Raw genomic sequence first — 17,225 nt, forward strand, 5'->3', positions numbered from 1 at the left:
GTTCCGCGGGGTTGTGAGGCGCGGTAAGATGGGAATGTGAGCCGGATCGCCATCACCCTGGAGATCGTGGACACGGGAGAGGACCTAGGGGCCCTACCCTGCCTTTTCTCCCTGGAGATCGGGGGGCAGCCCGTCCTGCTGCTCGGGGAGTGCGCGCGGTCCCAGGGGATCCCCTCCCACGACGCCTCCTACGGGACCTACTCCCTCTTCGAGGCCACTCAGGGTCTCCTCCTCACCCTCCTGGCGGACCATCATCCCGTCCTGGACCCCGAAGACCCCTACGCGGCCCCCCTCTTCGTGGCGGAGTGCGGCATGGACTGCTGCGGATACCACGACCTCGGCATCTACCACCGGGGTGGGGCCATCGTGGTGGAGGTTCCAGAACGGGGCCAGCGCTACACCGTGGAGGCCGCGGAGTACGCGGCGGCGGTGATGTCCGCGGTCCGGGGATTCCTGCAGCTGGCATTGGGGGAGAAGCGGCTGCGGGACGATGAGGCCTGGCACCTGTACGATCACCTCGCGTGGCTGGTGCGGCGCGTGGCCCACGACGGGCCTGTGTCCATCCGCCAAGTGTGTCGCAAGTTCCTCGACGAGGCAGAAGAACAGATCCAGCAGGCCACTCAGCCCGTACAGGCCGTGCAGGGGACTCACTGAACGCTTACCGCTCGTACCAGATGGCCTGCGGCCGGAGGTTGCGCTGGATTCCCAGCTGCGTGGCCATGCGGTTGGTCCATGCCACGAACCCGTCGATGATCTCCAGGCACTCCTCCTCCACCTCTTCCGGGCTCAGGGGACCGTATTGCAGGCGGGCCAGCATGTCGCCGATGGCGCTGCAGAAGGCGCTGATGTCGTCCAGCAGCTCCCGTCCGATCCGAAGGCCCTGCAGGCTCATCCCCGTAGGACGGCGGGCCCCGTCCCCGGAAAGCCGCCGGCGCTGCTGCGTGGCCCACTCGTTCAGTTCGTCCAGTACGAAGTACGCGTCCTCCGGCCCCCGTTCCATCACCAGGGTCACGAACCCCTGGCAGGCCCGCCAGGTCTGATGGATGATCCCCGCGAGATACCGCTTGTCCTGAGCCTCCAGCTTCGGCGGCATGCTCCCTCTCCCTCATGGAGGACTTCGACCCGCCCGGCCGGCCTCCTCCCAACCGCGCGGACAGCGAGACCAGGGTACAACGGCCAGCGAGGTCCGTCCAGGCGGCCTCCGCCACCGCACGCGGTAGATGCCTCCCCGGTCCTGCTCCGGATCCCGAACGAGGAACGGATCATCCAGGCGGTGAAAGAGGTCCTTGCGAAACGCCTGGTGGCCTAGATCCCACTCCCCAAAGCCGGGGCAGTCGGCCTAGGTCGAGTTCCGCAGGAACTCCAGGAGCCCTCGACAGCACGCCTCGATGAGGCGATACGTTCCCTCGAAGTCCCCGGTGACCCGGGGGTCCGGAATGTCCTCCGGAGTGCCCGGAGGCCCGAACGCCGACAGCAGTCGCAGCCTCCCCTCCGTGCCCGGGGGCGCCATGGCCCGCAGGACCTCCAGATTCGCGCGGTCCACGGCCACCACGAGGTCGTGCGCGCGGAGGTCCTCCGGCGTGACCAGGCGTGCCCGGTGATCCGTCCGCAGCCCGTGCCGCTCCAGGACCGCCAGGGTTGGAGGAGGAGGTGGATCCCCCACCCGGTAGTCCATGGTCCCCGCGGAGTCCACCTCGCACGGGATCTCCGCCTCCCTGCAGAGGGCCCGGAAGATGGCCTCCGCCATGGGAGACCGAGCCATGTTCGCGGTGCAGACGAACAGGATCCTCATCTCCGTGCCCCCTCCAGGCAGAAGACCGTCACCACCGCACCCCAGATGAGGGCTGCCAATGCCAGGTGCACGGAGACCACCGCGGGATGCAGCAGGAACCACTTGTTGAGGGCGCCCACCAGGATCTGGAGCCCGTAGAGGGCGGCGGCAAGGTGTGCGGCCCTCCGGGGTCCGGGAGTGAGGGATCGGGTGCGCCTCACGAGCCCCGCCAAGAGCACAAGTCCCACGAGGGCGAGCACCCGGTGGGTGAAGTGCACGTGCACCCCTGGAAGCGGGGGCGGGAGGATCCGTCCCCGGCACAGGGGCCAGTCCGGGCAGGCGAGTCCCGCGGCACTCGCCCCCACGTACCCACCCAGGAGGATGAGGAGATAGAGCGTTCCGAGCACCAGGAGGATGTACGGCCGGAGACCTCCGCCCCGCGCCACAACCCCGGAGGCCCGGAAGGCGAGAGCCAGCAGGACGGCGAGCACCAGAAGCGCCAGTCCCAAGTGCACCACCACGGTCCAATCCTCAAGCCCGCTCAGGACCACGACGCCTCCCACGAGCCCCTGCACCGCCACAAGCGCCAGGGCCGTCCACGCAAGCGGACGAAGACCGGGTGGCTCCGGAAGGCGGTGGGCCCAGACGACGGCTCCCGCGGTCAGCAGGCCCACGCCGCTCGCCACGAGCCGGTGGGCGTACTCCAGGAGCACCCTGGGCTGTGGCGGCGGGATGATCCGACCGTGGCAGAGGGGCCAGTCCGGACACGCGTCCCCGGAGCCCGTGGTCCGCACGACGCCGCCCAGGACGATGAGGGCATACGTGAGGCCCACCAGGACCGCCGCGTACCGGGCGAACGCCCTCGCGCGTGGGATGGGCATCGGTCTTGCGCTCTGTGCGCCTCTCGGACAAACTGGACACGAACCGCCCTCATTCTACCGGAGGAGAGCGTGATCGCACACGGGGAATTGCCGAGAAGCGGCCGCCACATCTTCGGAGTGGGATTCGCTGCGACCGCCACCACCCTGCTCGTCTCCCTCTTCACGGTCCTGTGGGGATTGGGGCGCGCCGTCATGCATCCGGAGGCCACGGATTTCCTCACCCGGTGGTTCCTGGGTCTGTGGGACAACCTGGTGCTGGACCGCACACGGGCGGCCTTCAGCTGGTCCCTGGTGGCGTTTGCCCTCACGGGGATCCTCTACGCGTACCTCTACGCCCTCGCCTTCGGCCCCGTGTTCTACCGGGCGGAGGCCCTGGCCGCGCGGCCTTGGCTGTGCGGATTGCTCTTCGCGCCCGTCCCGTGGCTCCTGACCCTGTTCGTGACCTTGCCGCTTGTGGGTGCAGGGTTTCTGGGAAGTGCCCTCGCCTCCGGCGGGTTTGTCTGGCTAGCGCTCCTGGCCCATCTCCTGCACGGTCTATTGCTGGGCATCTGGTTTGACGCCACGGCCCGGCCGGGCTAGGTCTCCTCTAAGAGCTCCAGGCTCAACCGCTCAAGGCGATCCGGGGTGAACCCGAGCCGCTCCGCGATCACCGGGTAGGGCGCGGAGGCCCCGAACCGGTCCAGGGCCACGATCCGACCCCGGCAGCCCACGTATCGCTCCCACCCGAGGGGACTTGCCGCCTCTACCGCGATGCGGCGCGCCACGTGCGGAGGCAGCACGGCCTCCCGATACTCCCGGGGTTGGGTATCGAACAGCTCCCAGCACGGGAGGCTGACCACCCGGGCCCGGATGCCCCGGCGTACCAACCGCTCGTACACTTCCACGCACAGCGCAACCTCGGATCCGCTGGCGAGGAGGATGAGTTCCGGAGGGCCCTCCCCGGAGTCCGCCAACACGTATCCTCCCCGGCGCAGGCCGCTTGCGGGCGCGTACCGGGCGCGGTCGAGGGTCGGGACCGGTTGCCGGGTGAGCACCAGAGCCACGGGGCCCGCGGTGTGCTCCATGGCCACCCGCCAGGCCTCCACGGTTTCGCCCGCGTCCGCGGGCCGGATCACGAGGAGGTTGGGGATGGCCCGGAGGGAAGGGAGGTGCTCCACGGGCTGATGGGTGGGGCCATCCTCGCCCACGAAGACCGAGTCGTGCGTGAAGACGTAGATGACGGGAAGCTCGCTCAGGGCTGCGAGCCGGATCGGGGGACGCATGTAGTCGCTGAACACGAGGAAGGTGGCCGCGAAGGGGCGCACCCCGCCGTGGGCCGCAAGCCCGTTCGCGATCGCACCCATGGCGTGCTCCCGGACTCCGAAGTGCAGGTTGCGGCCGCGGTAGTCCACGGGGCCGCCGCTACGGCCCTGAGGATCCCCGATGCGGCGCGCGGGGCTCTGGAAATCCCCAAGCCCCCTCATGGCGGTGTTGGTGGAGGGGTTGAGATCCGCGGAGCCGCCCACCAACCACGGCACGCGCGGCGCGATGGCATTGAGGATCCGCCCGCTGGCCGCACGGGTGGCGAGGTGCTCTCCCGCCGGGAAAGCGGGCAACTCCCGGTCCCATCCTTCGGGAAGCTCGTGACGGTGCGCGCGGTGCCAGAGGGCGGCGAGATCCGGGTAGGCCTGGGCCCATGCCTCGAAGGTCCGTCGCCACTCCGCCTCCCACCGCTCTCCCCGCTCCACCGCCTTCCGGAAATGCCGCAGTGCCTCTTCCGGGACCGTGAAGGGCTCCTCATAGGGCCAGCCCAGGTTCCGCTTGGTGATCCGGACCCCTTCCTCTCCCAGGGGTGTTCCGTGGACCTCATAGGACCCCTCTTTGGGGCTCCCGTAGCCAATCCGGGTGTGGATCAGGATCAGGGAGGGCCGATCCAGCTCCTCCCGGGCCGCGCGGATGGACGCCTCGATGGCTTCGAGATCGTTGCCGTCCGGGACGTCCTGCACGTGCCATCCGTACGCCTCGAACCGCTTCGCCACCTCCTCCGTGAAGGAAAGGTCCGTGCTCTCGCTCAGGGTCACCCGGTTGCAATCGTACAGGTAGACGAGCTTGCCGAGCCGTAGGTGCCCCGCGAGGCTGGCGGCCTCCGCGGCCACCCCTTCCATGAGGTCGCCGTCCGAGACCATGGCGTACACGTAGTGATCCACGATCTCGTACCCGGGACGGTTGAACACCGCGGCGAGGTGGCGCTCCGCGATGGCCATGCCCACCCCGTTCCCGAAGCCCTGCCCGAGCGGCCCTGTGGTCACCTCCACGCCCGGGGTGAGGCGACGCTCCGGGTGTCCCGGGGTGCGGCTTCCCCACTGCCGGAAATTCCGGAGATCCTCCAGGGAGAGATCGTAGCCCGTGAGGTATAAGAGGGCGTAGAGGAGCATGGAGGCGTGGCCCGCGGAGAGCACGAACCGATCGCGGTCGGGCCAGTCCGGGTTCTTCGGGTTGTGCTTCAGGAATTTCGTCCACAGGACATAGGCAGCGGGCGCGAACCCCAGCACCGCCCCCGGGTGTCCGGAGTTGGCCCGCTGGATGGCGTCGAGGGCCAACGTTCGGATGGTGTTGATGCACAGCTCGTCCAGCGCCCGGTCCTCCATCCCCGCCTCCTGGACCGTACTCACCCCTCCACGATAGCAGGAGCTCTCCGGATCCGGAACGAAAGCCGCAAACCATGGCCGGTTTTTCGGAACCCGACCTGAACTGGGAAGCGGCCACGGAATCGGAACTGCGGGCACGGTTTGGCCCACCCACCCCGGAGCGGGTGGAGACCTTGAAGGACCTCCTGGACCGCCTCGCACACCGTGCCCCCGGAATGGCCCTGCGCGGCGCCCGCATCCTGGTGGCGTACGCGGCGTCCGGGGATGCCGCCTGCCGGGCGCTGGCCCAACTCGCCCTCGCCAATGCCCTCCTGTGGACGGACCGGATCCGGGAAGCCGTATCGGCCTACGACAAGGCGCGGATGTACGCGGAGGAGGCCGCGGATCCGGTGCTCGGAGCCCGGTGCGGGATCGGGAAGATGGGAGCCCTCTTCCTCCAGGGACGCACGGAGGAGGCCCTCGCCCTGGCGGACGCCATCGAGCCGGTGCTGGCCGCGGCGGATCAACCGCTCCTCCTGGCCCGCGTCCTCAGCCAGCGGGCCACCGTTCTCAAGCACCGGGGAGACCTGGAAGGGGCCGCGGGCGCCTACGCCCGGGCCATCGCCCTCCTGCGGGGCGTGGAGGGGGGTGCTCTGGACCTGACCATCGCCCTCCACAACCTCGCCCTCGGCCTCCTGCGCCTCGGCCGGGGAGAAGAGGCTCTCCAGCGGCTGGAGGAGGCCCGAGAGGCTGCCCGGGAGGCCCGCAGCACCCTCTGGGAGGCCCGGGTTGCGGCCGCGGTCGGAGAGCTGGACACCCATCTGGGCCGGTATGCCCGGGCCATCGCCGCCTTCGAGCAGGCCGCGGAGCTGTACGAGCGGGTCGGGGTAGCCGCCACCGCGGCCATGTACCGGTTGCGGGCGGTAGAAAGCTGGCTGTACCTGGGCCGGTGGGAACGGGTGGAGCAGGAGGCCGGCGCGCTGGCGAAGGATCTCCATGCTCGGGGGTTTGCGGCGGAGGCCGCGCGGGCCCGCTATCTCCTGGCCCTGGCTTACCGGCAGGCCGGGCGATGGACGGAGGCGGAGGCGCTGCTGCGCCAAGCGACTTCCTCCTTTGCAAGCTCCCAGCGCACCCTGTGGTGGGCCGCCGGGCTCGCGGAACTGGCCGCCCTCCTCCTCCGCAGGGGAGCGGTGGAAGAGGCGGCGTCTCTCCTGCAGGAGGTGCGCGCCGAGGGTGCCCCGCAGGACACCATCGGGTTCCTGCGCGTCCTCCTGGTGGAGGCGGACCTGTACGCGGCACGGGGAGACCTGTCCGCGGCGGAGCGGGCCGCCCGAACAGCCCTGCGCGTCGGCCGGCGGCTTCGCCTGCCGTGGGCCTGTGCCCTCGCCCACCGCCGGCTCGCCCGGCTGAGCCCCTCGCCGGCGCGGCGGAGGGCTCATCTCCTAAGCGGGATCCTCCATGCCCACCGCCTTCTCGCGGCGGTTCCCGCGGACCTGCGGTGGAGCACCTACCGAGAGTTCCAGCAGCTGTACGGGGAAGGCCTGCGGGCCCTGGTGGAGGCGGGACAGCCGGAGCGAGCCTGGGCGGTGGCGCAGGGCATGAAGGCCCAGGGCATGGCCCAACTCCTCACCCGAGACCCCACGGCCCATCTGCGCGCCCGCTCCGCGTCCGAGGAGTCCCTCGTCGAGGAGCTGCGGCGCGTGCATACCCAGTACCGCGTCCTCGCCTCCAGACCCCTTGACCCATCCGTGGACCCCGCAGCCCTCAGGGCCCTGGAGCGTCGGGTCCACGAGCTCGCGGAACGGCTCGCGGTCCACGGCACGGCCCTGGACGAGGCGGTCCTCCTGGGCTTCCCGCGTCCCCCGGAGCGGCCGTCCCTCGATCCCGAAACGGCCCTGGTGGAGTACGTGGCAACCCACGACGAGCTCCTCGCGTTCTGCCTGCGGGACCGGCGTGTTCGGAGCTTCCGGGACCTGGCGCCTTTGCCGGAAGTTCACCGACTCGCCCGCTGGCTCGGGCTTGGCCTGCACGCGTACGCCTCCGGCCACCTGAAACCGCAGGAGGCGCTTGCACAGATCACCCGGGTCCTCCGGGACCTCTACGCCCTCCTCCTACGGCCTATGGAGCCCGATCTGACGGGGTGCCGGCGGCTCATCCTCGCCCCGAGCGGTCCCCTGTTCGGGCTCCCCTTCCATGCCTTCCCCCGGGGGGACCGGTGTGTGTGGGAGGATTGGGAGGTGAGTTACATCCCCGCGGGCTCCCTCCTTCCCCTCCTGGACCGCCGGATCCCCGGCCGGGGACGTGCGGTGCTCTTCGCGAGCACCCACGGTGGTCGGCTCCCGCAGACCGTGGAGGAGGTGGCGCGGGTCGCCCGCTGGATCCCCGCCCGGGTGATCCGGGAGCCCACGCGCGAGGTTTTCCTGGCGGAGCTCCGCACTTGCGCGCTCATTCACTTCGCGGGCCACTGCGTGTTCCGGCACGAGGCACCGCTGCTGTCCGCCCTCCACCTCGCGGACGGTCCCCTCACCCTGCTGGACCTCCTGGAGGTGCCCGCACGGGCAGATCTCGTGGTGCTCAGCGGCTGCAGCACCGGAGTCCACGCGGTGCTCCCGGGGGACGAGTTCTTCGGGTTCGCGCGGGCCTGGCTCCGAGCCGGGGCCCGGGGGCTGGTGCTTTCTCTATGGCCAGCGGAGGACCAGTCCACGTGCCAGCTCATGGAGGTCTTCTACCGGGAACTCCTGCGCGGCGCACCTCCCCCCGCGGCCCTGCGGACCGCGGCGCTCCAGGTGCGGGAGGGGTTCCCCCATCCCCTGCACTGGGCCGGATTCCTCTTCATGGGCTCTCCGAAACTCCGGCTGCAATCCGTTGAATTTCCGGAGACTCCAGGGAGGAGGGGAGGAGAATGAACGGCCGCTGGCGGTATCTCGACGCGCACGTCCTCTTCGCGGGTCCCGCGGAGATCCTCTCCGCGCTGGAACGGGATCACCCGGTTCGATGCATCGCGTGCAAGACCACCCCTCGGCACGCTCTCGTCCCGCTCCGGGAGGGCCGCACCACCCGATGGGCCCGGGTCCCGATCCCCTCCTTTTCCATCTCCCCCTCCGGCTGGACCCTCCAGAGTTACGTGGTCGAACCGGACGACCTTCCCCCGCGCGACCTCCTGCGCCGGTTGCTCCGCGCCCGCGGCCCCCTGGACGCCCCCCTCCTTGGTTCCCTGGACTTCGAGGCGCGCGGCCAGGTGGACGGGGTGCACGGGAGTCCTACCCCGGATCAGGCCATCCGGATGCCGGAGGCCACGGAGGCGGAGTTCCGCACGCAGGTGGCCTTCGAGCGCATCGGGTTGCTGCGCATGGAGCGGGCATCGCACCGACCGCGGGGAGCCGGGGTGACCGTGGTCATCCTGGACAGCGCCCCGGACCTGTACCGGGACGAGCCGGCCTTCGACGCGGGGCTCGTGGACGTGTACGTGGAGTGGCCCCACCGCCTCCCCGAAGACCTGCCCGCGCTGCGCACCGTAGAGGAGGTCGAGGAGGAGGGGTGCGGGCTCACCGAGCGCCGGCGGTACCGGGCCTCCTCCCCCCTCGTGGCCGGTGCGGACGAGATGGTCCGGTACCGGGCGCACCACGGGGTGATGATCGCCTCCCTCGTGCGCCGCATCGCACCGGAAGCGAACATCGTGCTCGTGCGGTTGCTGAACGGGGCGCTCGGGACCCTGACGGGGGACCTCATCGAGGCCATGCGCTGGGTGCGCCACCTGCGCCGGGTGCCCCATCCCTCCGGCCCGCGCCCCCTGGTGTACGGAAGCCTGGTGTACAACCTGAGCCTGGGCGTGGATCGGTCACAGCCGGAAAGCGTGCAGTCCTGTGTCCTGCTGTGGGCCACGGACGAGGCCGCCCGGGCAGGCGCGGTCCTCGTGTGTGCCGCGGGCAACCTCTCCGAAGGACGCCCGGAGAACTGCCTTGAGCCCGCGGCCTACGGGCACTTCGGGGATACCCTGATCGCCCGTACCCAGGTGATCCCCGTGGCCGCCAGCAGCTACGCATCCCCGGAGCGCTACGCGTGGTTCAGCAACGAGGCCCACTTCGCGGCGCCCGGCGAGGACCTCATCCTGGATTGCGGCGCGGAGGTGGCGGGAGCCCGGTATGTACGGTGGTCGGGGACTTCCTTCTCCTCTGCCCTGGTTACAGGAATCGTGGCCCTGCACCTCAGCGCGGGCCTTCCCCCGTACGAGGTCAAGCAGCGTCTGTGGGAGGATGCCCGTCATCCCCGATCCTGGGACGGCGTGCACCTGGTGCAGACGGGTGTGTAGGACCGCCGTCAGCAGCCGGCCTTCACTCCCGTGTGAACGATCCGGGCATCCTTGATCGTAGAGGAAAAACGGAGGTGAGACGGTGCGCAAGATGGGCGTACTCCTCCTGGTGTTGGTCCTGATGGCAGGGGCTTGGGCATGGAGGCCGGCCCGGGCGGCCCCTGCCCCCGCGGATCGATTCGTCTGCCGGGATCCCGCGATCCGTTCCCAGATCGAGGCGGTCTACGACCGACACCGTACCAACCTGCGCAATGCCCGGCTGCGGGTGGAGGACGAGCGATATGCCCTGCGGCGGCTGCTGCTCTCCCCACAGGCCACCCGGCAGCAGGTGGAGGCCCAGGCTGCGCGTCTGGCGGAGGCCCAGACGGCCCTGCAGCGGGCCCGGCTTAGCTTCCTCCTCGACCTCCGGGAGGGCATCCCCGCGGATCGCCGGGAACAGGTTCTGCGCTGCGTGCTGGGGCCTGGGCGGGGATTCCGACGGTAGTCGCCCCCCAGGCGGGCAGCCGTGATCTCCACCGGGCCATGCCGGGGCCCGATCGGATGAGGCCATCCGCCCCTTGACAGGAAAGGGGTCATCGCTCTAGCCTGCTTTTAGGGCCGCGACGCCCACCACAGGGTGGGCGTCGCTTTGCTTTTTGGGGGGTATAAAACCCTGGTGGCCACGTTCTTCGTCCCCCTACGGATTCTGGGCGGGTGCCTCGATCTATACCGCGTACAACCGCTGGATATGGCAGGCCGTGAAAGACGTGGGAGGTGAGGGCGGTGACGTGGGAAGCGTGGTTGGGGGTGGCGGCCTTCCTGGTGCTGTTCACCCTCTGGTCGTTTCTGCCCAGCAGGTTCCTGAGGCGCACGAGGGGAACCGCAGCGGAGACCCAAGCCAACGTTCCACCTGCCCCGCCGCCCGCACCGCCGGCCCGGGCGAGCTGGAACTGGGCTGGAGCGGGGGTGGAACTGCGACTGCTGCGCAATCCCGCCTTCGGTCACGGCGCCGATCCGAGGACGGTTCCCCGGTACTTCTACACGGTGCGCCTCGGCGGAGACGGGGAGGCACGCCTGCCCGTGTACTGGGACCCGCGGCCAGTGGCCTCCGACCCCCTCGTGCGGGAGGTGTACCGGGTGCGGGTGGCAGGGCGCTCCCTGGAGGCCGGTAACCTCCACCTGCTCGGCGAGGAGGTCCGCGCCGCCGTGGGGCGTCTTGTGGCCGCCGGGGGCCTGCCGCGGTTCTGGCTGGTGAACGGTACTTCCGCCGTCCCCGTGTACCGCGCCGGCGAGGTCTACGTGGCCCCCACGGACGGCCCGAGGCTTTGGGGGACCGACCTCGCACAGCTTCGGGCTCGGTATGCGCACTACGTGGCCTCCTGCAACGGGGGGGAGTGCGGGCCGGTGACCGTGGCTCTGCTGTCGCCGCAGGACCTGGACGTACATCTCCCGGAGGCGATCCTGGTGGGCCCTGCGCTCTGGATCCCGGTGTTTGCCACCGAGGGGCAGATGGTCGCCTTCGGCCCCGGAACAACCACCTGGTCGGCGCCGCAGGAGCCCGCGGGCATCCTGCCCCTGTGGGAGCTCGTGGCTTGCGAGCTCACCGCCTCGGGTCGCTTGACCATGCCCGCGGCCCTGTGGGCGATGGAGCTGTCGGAGACCTGCTGCCGCGGGCTTCTGAAGGCCGGCGAACCCACGGGGTTGATGCTGCGCTTTACCCGGTTCACCGGGCAAGGGGTAAGCCGCACGGCGCTACCGGTGCATCGCTGGCGCCACCTGTACTTCGCCAGCTGCCAGGAGGGCGCTTGCCTGCACATCGCCCCGGACTCGGAGACCCTGCGGGAGTCCCTCTCCGCGCACCTGACGGAGACGGGACTGGTTCGGGGAGTACAGGACGTGGCGCTGGAGGAAGGGAACGGGCCTGAACTCGGAGACGGCGTCCGAACGGGAGTGCCCAGGTTGAGTCTCGTCGCGTCGAACGCATAGGGGGTGAGGGAGGTGTCCTGGGTGTGGTGGGTGGTCGTCGCGGCGGCGATCGTGGCTGCCGCGGTGGTGTGGGCGGTGCGCTACACCAAGGTGGGCCCCAACGAGGTCCTGATCATCTCCGGCCGACGGCGAACCGTCACCGGCCCGGACGGCCGGCGCAGGGTCGTGGGCTACCGGCTCGTGCACGGGGGCGGCACCTTCGTCTGGCCCATCAAGGAGAAGGTGCAGCGCATGTCGCTGGAGCTCATGACCCTGGAGGTCCGCACCCCGGAGGTGTACACGGTGAACGCCATCCCCGTGACCGTGGACGGGGTTGCCCAGGTGAAGATCCGCGGCGACGAGGACAGCATCGCCATCGCCGCGGAGCAGTTCCTCTCCCGCTCCCGGGAGGACGTGATGCGGACCGTCCTACAGACCCTGGAGGGCCACATGCGGGCGGTGCTGGGGACCATGACCGTGGAGGACATCTACCGGGGCCGCCAGGAGCTGGCCCGGCGGGTCCGGGAGGCGGCCAGCGAGGACCTGCACAAGATGGGCATGGAGATCGTGTCCCTCACGATCCGCAACGTGACGGATACCCAGGGCTACCTGGAGGCCCTGGCCCGGCCCCGCATCGCCCAGGTGAAGCGGGACGCGGTCAAGGGCGAGGCGGAGGCAGAGAAAGAGGCCCAGCAGGCCCGCTTCCAGGCGGAGACCGCCATCGCCCAGGCCCAGCGGGACATGGAGTTGAAGAAGGCGGAGTACGAGGCGGAGGTCAAGGCCAAGCGCGCGGAGGCGGACCTGAGCTACGACCTCCACCGCTACCGGATCGCCCAGCAGGTGAAGGCGGAGGAGATCCAGGTGGGGATCGTGGAGCGGGAGAAGCTTGTGGAGCTAGAGGAGCGGGAGGTGGCGCGCAAGGAGAAGGAACTGCTGGCCACGGTCCTCAAGCCCGCCCAGGTGGAGCGCCAGCGGACCGAGGTGCTGGCGGAGGCGGAACGCTACCGGCTGGAGGCGGAGGGCCTGGGCCGGGCGGAGGAGATCAAGGCCCGCGGCGCCGCGGAGGCGGAGGTGATCCGTCTCAAGGGTCTCGCGGAGGCGGAGGCCATGCGCAGGAAGGCGGAGTCCTGGAGCCAGTACAACGAGGCTGCGGTCATCGAGCTCATCGTGCGGGTGCTGCCCGAGCTGGCCCGGGCGGTCTCCGAGCCCCTCGCCAAGACCGAACGCATCGTGGTGGTGAACGCGGACGCGGCGGGGTCGGGGGTGTCCCGCGTCCCCGCGGACGTGGCCCGGGTGGTGGCGCAGCTGCCCACCCTCGTGGAGTCCCTCACCGGGGTGAAGCTGGAGCAGCTGCTGGAGCGCATCCCGAACCTCCGGGACCGGCCGGACCGGTCCCCGGAGTCCGCGCCCACCGCACCGCAGCCGTAGGGAGGGATGGCCGTGGCAACGGTCCGTCAGAGGGTCCGCGAGCAACCCCTTACCACCCCCGAGGACGTCCTGGACCTGTGCGAACGCCGCGGGATCCAGATGGTGGACCTGCGGTTCACGGACCTGGTGGGCGCCTGGCAGCACTTCTCCCTGCCCGTGGAGGAGCTGTCGGAGGACCTGTTCACCGACGGCGTGGGCTTCGATGGGAGCAGCATCCGCGGGTTCCAGGAAATCCACGAGAGCGACATGATCCTGATCCCGGACCCGCGCACCGCCCGGGTGGATCCCATGTGCAAGACGCCCACCCTGATCCTGGTGTGCGACGTGTACGACCCGGTGACCCGGGAGCGATACAGCCGGGACCCCCGCGGGGTCGCGCAGCGGGCGGAGGAGTACCTGGTCCGCACCGGGATCGCCACCACCAGCTACTGGGGGCCGGAGCTGGAATTCTTCGTATTTGACGACGTGCGGTTTGATCAGAATGTGCACTGCGGCTACTACTTCGTGGACTCCGCGGAGGGCGCGTGGAACACGGGGCGCGACGAGCGGCCCAATCTGGGCTACAAGCCGCGTTACAAGGAGGGCTACTTCCCCGTCCCCCCCACGGACAGCCTCCAGGAGTTCCGGTCACAGCTCGTGCGGAAGATGCGGGAGGCCGGGGTGGAGGTAGAGGTCCACCACCACGAGGTGGCCACCGCGGGCCAGTGCGAGATCGACATGCGGTTTTCCACCCTCACGGACATGGCCGACCGCGTCCAGGTGTACAAGTACCTGGTGAAGACCTTCGCCCGGGAACACCTGAAGACCGCCACCTTCATGCCCAAGCCCCTCTTCGGGGACAACGGCAGCGGCATGCACACCCACCAGAGCCTGTGGCACGAGGGCCGCAACCTGTTCTACGACCCGCGCGGCTACGCGCAGCTCAGCGAGCTCGCCCTGTACTACATCGGGGGGCTGCTCAAGCACTCCCCCGCTCTGCTGGCCTTCTGCGCGCCCACCACCAACTCGTACCGCCGCCTGGTGCCGGGCTACGAGGCACCCGTGAACCTCGTGTACTCCCAGCGGAACCGCAGCGCCGCCATCCGCATCCCCCTGTACTCCACCAACCCGAAGTCCAAGCGGATCGAGTACCGGCCGCCCGACCCGAGCTGCAACCCCTACCTGGCCTTCGCGGCCATGCTGATGGCGGGCCTGGACGGCATCCTGAACCGCATCGACCCGGGACCGCCCATGGACGTGGACCTGTACGAGCTGCCGCCCGAGGAGGCCAGGCACGTGCGCCAGGTCCCCGGCTCCCTGGAGGAATCCCTGCGGGCCCTGGAGGAGGACCACGCGTTCCTGCTCCGGGGCGGGGTGTTCACCGAGGACCTGATCGAGACGTGGATCGCGTACAAGCGCAAGCGGGAGGTGGACTACATCCGCCTGCGGCCGCACCCGTCGGAGTTCTACCTGTACTACGACGTGTGAACGTCTTCAGGGCCGCGGTACGGGGGTGAGGGCGCCGAGGGCGAACTGGGAGTACACGAGGTATCCCCCCGCGGCCACCATGCCCAGAGCCCCCACGGTCCGCAGGTGCGGGATCCACCCGCGTGCCCACCGAAGGACCGCGCCCTTCCCCGCGACCACGGCCATGGAGACCCCGATCAAGACCGCACCCATGCCGAGTCCGTACGCGGTAAAGACCACGAGCCCCTCCACCGGGCCGCCCGCCGCGAGGGCCTGGGCCACCACCACGAGGAAGAGGGGGAGGGTGCATCCCAGGGAAGCGATCCCGTAGGCTGCCCCGAACAGGACAAACCCTGACTCGGAGCGGCCCCGGTGGAGCACCTCCTCCACCGGTAGCCGCACCGAGAACGAGGGGCGCACCAACATGGCCACGCCCGCGGCCGCTACCGCAGCACCGATGCCGACTGCGGCCAGGGGCACGAACCGCAGGAGCGCGTGTCCTGCCGCGGAGAGAAGCCCTCCGAGCGCCGCGAACACCCCGAGCACGCCCACCGTCATCCCTCCCCCGGCCCGGATGCCCGCGCGCACGTTGCCCGTCGAGCCGTCCTCCCGGCCCACGAAGTACGCGAGGTACGCGGGAAGCAAGGCGAACCCGCAGGGGTTGAGACAAGCGGCCGCACCGGCCAGGAACGCGAATCCGATGAGCGCATCCATCGGCGGATCTCAGCGTCGGATGCCCACCGCCCCGAGGGCCCGGCGCCAGGTCTCGTCGGTGGCCGGGTAGACGTCTGTCCACCGGATCACCCCCTGGGGGTCGAGGAGGAATTTCGTGTCGAGGAACCGCACCCGGTACTTCAGGACCATCCGATCCCGATCCGGGGCGTAGAACCAGCTTCGGGGGAACCCGTAGCGATCGCGGTAGGCCCGCAGGTCCGCTTCCGTCTCTCTGGGGTCCACGAACACCACCAGCACCCGGAACAGGTCTTCACCCACCTCCTGCTGAAATCGGCGCAGCTGCCGAAGCCCCTCCACGCACGGCAGGCACCAGGTGGCGGTGAAGAAGAGCAAACCGGGTTTTCCGCCCGCGAGCAGGGCGGCCCGTGTCACCACCCGGCCCGTGATGTCCACCACTCGGAAATCCGGGGCCGTATCGCCGGGGCGCGTGCCCTCCACGCCGGTGGGGACGATCGCTGTGGCCGTCCGCACCCGCGCCGAATTCCACACCGCCGCCGCGATGAGGACCGCGGCGGCAGCGAGGAGGGCCGGGAGGGCTCTCGAGTGCCAACGGATTTTTCCTCCGTCCATCCCGTTTCTCCTCCGTGGGACGGTTTCACCGCGGAAGCCGGCAGACACCCACGCACCCCCATTGCGGAAGGGTCAGGAGGAGCAGAACCCCCCACACGACGACGATCAGCACCGCCACGAGCTCCCCCGCGCCGACAGGCATCGGGTCAACCGCCCGCCCCGGCCCCAGGACCCAGCTCCGCCAAGCGTGCCACAGGGCTCTCACCGGCTCACCCGCCACAGCCAGAACCGGTCGGGCAAAGCCGACTGTGGGTCCAACGAACCCAGGACGGCCAGGGTCCCGCCGGCCAGCGCCCTTGGAACGCGCACGAGATACATTCGGAATATCGTATTCTACGTTACTTGCGTATCCCCGGTGCTGTCAAGCAATCCCAATATTGCCGTCCATGTGGCCCGCTCGCGTGCTACGATACGGAAAGCCGTAACTCGACTGGGGAGGTACCTCATGGCGGACGCGTTCGATCTCGTCATCCTGGGATCCGGGTCCACCGCATTCGCCGCCGCCCTGCGCGCCCAGGAGCTGGGCAGGACCGTGGCCATGACGGAGTCGCGGACGCTCGGGGGCACGTGCGTCAACCGCGGATGTCTGCCGAGCAAGAACCTCATCGAGGCCGCGAGGGTTTACCGGGAAGCGGCGCACCCACGTTTTCCCGGTCTGCGTTCCAGAGGGGTGGACCTGGACTTCGCAACCCTGGTGGCCCAGAAGGACGAGCTCACCGCGGACTACCGGGAGAAGAGGTACCGGGCCATCGTGCGGGAGTCGGATCGAATCCGGGTGTACGAGGGGCACGCGCGGTTTGCCCCGGATGGAGCCGTGGAGGTGGACGGCCGGAAGTTGCGCGGCCAGCACTACCTGATCGCCACCGGCTCCAGGCCGGCTGTCCCACCCGTGGAGGGGCTCGACCGTGTTCCCTTCCTCACCTCGGACCTTTTGACCTCCGGCGAAGCGGAAGAACTGCGGGAACTCCCGGGCTCCCTGGTGATTCTGGGGGGCGGCTACATCGCCCTCGAGCTCGGGCAGATGTTCGCCCGGTTCGGCGTGGAGGTCACCCTGCTCGAACGCAGCCGCCGGGTGTTGCCGGCCTACGAGCCCGAGGTCTCCCTCGCGGTCACGAAGTTCCTTACGGAGGAAGGGGTTCGGGTGGTCACCGAGGTCACCCCTCGGACCGTTCGCCAGGTGGGCGATCAGGTGGAGGTCCTGGCAGACCGGGGAGGCCACCCCTTCGCAGTCCGGGCCGAGCGCCTCCTCGTGGCCGCGGGCCGCCTGCCCAACACGGACGGGCTGGGGCTGGAGCATGTGGGCGTGCGCACGGACGACCGAGGATTCGTGGCCGTGGACGAGTACTTGCGGACCACAGCGCCTAACGTGTGGGCGGCGGGCGACGTGATCGGCCGGTACACGGGCGCCCAGATGGCCACCCCGGTAGGCGCCCACGACGGGGTCCTGGTGGCGATGAACGCGTTCTCGGGCGAGCTTCGCAAGGTGGACCACACCGTCGCACGAACCCTCGCTTGAGGAGGTACAGCACGGGCTC

15 protein-coding genes are annotated in these 17,225 nt (G+C 69.9%); 9 read left to right on the top strand and 6 right to left on the bottom strand.

Features of this window, described 5'->3' with window-relative positions:
- Positions 1 to 36 precede the first annotated feature (36 nt).
- Positions 37 to 654, top strand: coding sequence for a hypothetical protein (locus tag QN206_11365; GenBank protein ID MDR7615404.1), 618 nt, complete (start codon positions 37 to 39; stop codon positions 652 to 654).
- Between the two features lie 4 nt (positions 655 to 658).
- On the opposite strand, the gene QN206_11370 is transcribed toward QN206_11365, so the two are convergent.
- The 3 genes from QN206_11370 to QN206_11380 all read right to left on the bottom strand — a co-directional run bounded on the left by QN206_11370 (position 659) and on the right by QN206_11380 (position 2,652).
- Complete coding sequence (locus tag QN206_11370; protein MDR7615405.1) at positions 659 to 1,093, bottom strand: hypothetical protein; 435 nt, start codon at positions 1,091 to 1,093, stop codon at positions 659 to 661.
- 246 nt (positions 1,094 to 1,339) lie between these two features.
- A complete protein-coding gene (locus QN206_11375) occupies positions 1,340 to 1,792 on the bottom strand; it encodes a low molecular weight protein-tyrosine-phosphatase (protein ID MDR7615406.1) in 453 nt (150 codons plus the stop codon).
- A complete protein-coding gene (locus QN206_11380; GenBank protein MDR7615407.1) occupies positions 1,789 to 2,652 on the bottom strand; it encodes a COX15/CtaA family protein in 864 nt (287 codons plus the stop codon). The genes QN206_11375 and QN206_11380 overlap by 4 nt, the downstream gene beginning before the upstream one ends.
- A gap of 69 nt (positions 2,653 to 2,721) precedes the next feature.
- Here QN206_11380 and QN206_11385 point away from each other — a divergent pair, with 69 nt between their 5' ends.
- Positions 2,722 to 3,231: a hypothetical protein gene (locus QN206_11385; protein ID MDR7615408.1), complete on the top strand. Its 510-nt coding sequence runs from the start codon at positions 2,722 to 2,724 to the stop codon at positions 3,229 to 3,231.
- On the opposite strand, the gene tkt is transcribed toward QN206_11385, so the two are convergent.
- Positions 3,228 to 5,279 (bottom strand): transketolase, encoded by a 2,052-nt coding sequence (gene tkt, locus QN206_11390; protein MDR7615409.1) that lies wholly within the window; start codon positions 5,277 to 5,279, stop codon positions 3,228 to 3,230. The two genes, QN206_11385 and tkt, sit on opposite strands and share 4 nt — an antisense overlap.
- Before the next feature lie 74 nt (positions 5,280 to 5,353).
- Here tkt and QN206_11395 point away from each other — a divergent pair, with 74 nt between their 5' ends.
- From QN206_11395 to glnA, 6 genes are all read left to right on the top strand, one after another.
- Positions 5,354 to 8,164 (top strand): CHAT domain-containing protein, encoded by a 2,811-nt coding sequence (locus QN206_11395; protein ID MDR7615410.1) that lies wholly within the window; start codon positions 5,354 to 5,356, stop codon positions 8,162 to 8,164.
- Entirely contained in the window at positions 8,161 to 9,567 is a 1,407-nt protein-coding gene (locus QN206_11400; protein MDR7615411.1) for a S8/S53 family peptidase, read from the top strand. The genes QN206_11395 and QN206_11400 overlap by 4 nt, the downstream gene beginning before the upstream one ends.
- 91 nt (positions 9,568 to 9,658) lie before the next feature.
- On the top strand, positions 9,659 to 10,051 hold the full coding sequence (locus QN206_11405; protein ID MDR7615412.1) for a periplasmic heavy metal sensor: 393 nt from the start codon (positions 9,659 to 9,661) through the stop codon (positions 10,049 to 10,051).
- Between the two features lie 278 nt (positions 10,052 to 10,329).
- On the top strand, positions 10,330 to 11,532 hold the full coding sequence (locus QN206_11410) for a hypothetical protein (protein ID MDR7615413.1): 1,203 nt from the start codon (positions 10,330 to 10,332) through the stop codon (positions 11,530 to 11,532).
- 21 nt (positions 11,533 to 11,553) lie between these two features.
- Positions 11,554 to 12,939 (top strand): SPFH domain-containing protein, encoded by a 1,386-nt coding sequence (locus QN206_11415; GenBank protein MDR7615414.1) that lies wholly within the window; start codon positions 11,554 to 11,556, stop codon positions 12,937 to 12,939.
- Between the two features lie 6 nt (positions 12,940 to 12,945).
- Positions 12,946 to 14,406: a type I glutamate--ammonia ligase gene (gene glnA, locus QN206_11420; GenBank protein ID MDR7615415.1), complete on the top strand. Its 1,461-nt coding sequence runs from the start codon at positions 12,946 to 12,948 to the stop codon at positions 14,404 to 14,406.
- 6 nt (positions 14,407 to 14,412) lie between these two features.
- Here glnA and QN206_11425 read toward each other — a convergent pair whose 3' ends face one another.
- Both QN206_11425 and QN206_11430 read right to left on the bottom strand, forming a co-directional pair.
- A complete protein-coding gene (locus QN206_11425) occupies positions 14,413 to 15,099 on the bottom strand; it encodes a cytochrome c biogenesis protein CcdA (GenBank protein MDR7615416.1) in 687 nt (228 codons plus the stop codon).
- A gap of 9 nt (positions 15,100 to 15,108) precedes the next feature.
- Entirely contained in the window at positions 15,109 to 15,690 is a 582-nt protein-coding gene (locus QN206_11430) for a TlpA disulfide reductase family protein (protein MDR7615417.1), read from the bottom strand.
- Positions 15,691 to 16,135: 445 nt separating this feature from the next.
- Between QN206_11430 and QN206_11435 the strand changes: the two genes are divergently transcribed.
- Positions 16,136 to 17,206, top strand: a complete 1,071-nt coding sequence (locus tag QN206_11435; GenBank protein MDR7615418.1) for an FAD-dependent oxidoreductase — start codon at positions 16,136 to 16,138, stop codon at positions 17,204 to 17,206.
- The last annotated feature ends 19 nt before the right edge of the window (positions 17,207 to 17,225 follow it).

This window comes from Armatimonadota bacterium, from assembly GCA_031460175.1.
GTDB classification, from domain to species: domain Bacteria; phylum Sysuimicrobiota; class Sysuimicrobiia; order Sysuimicrobiales; family Sysuimicrobiaceae; genus Sysuimicrobium; species Sysuimicrobium tengchongense.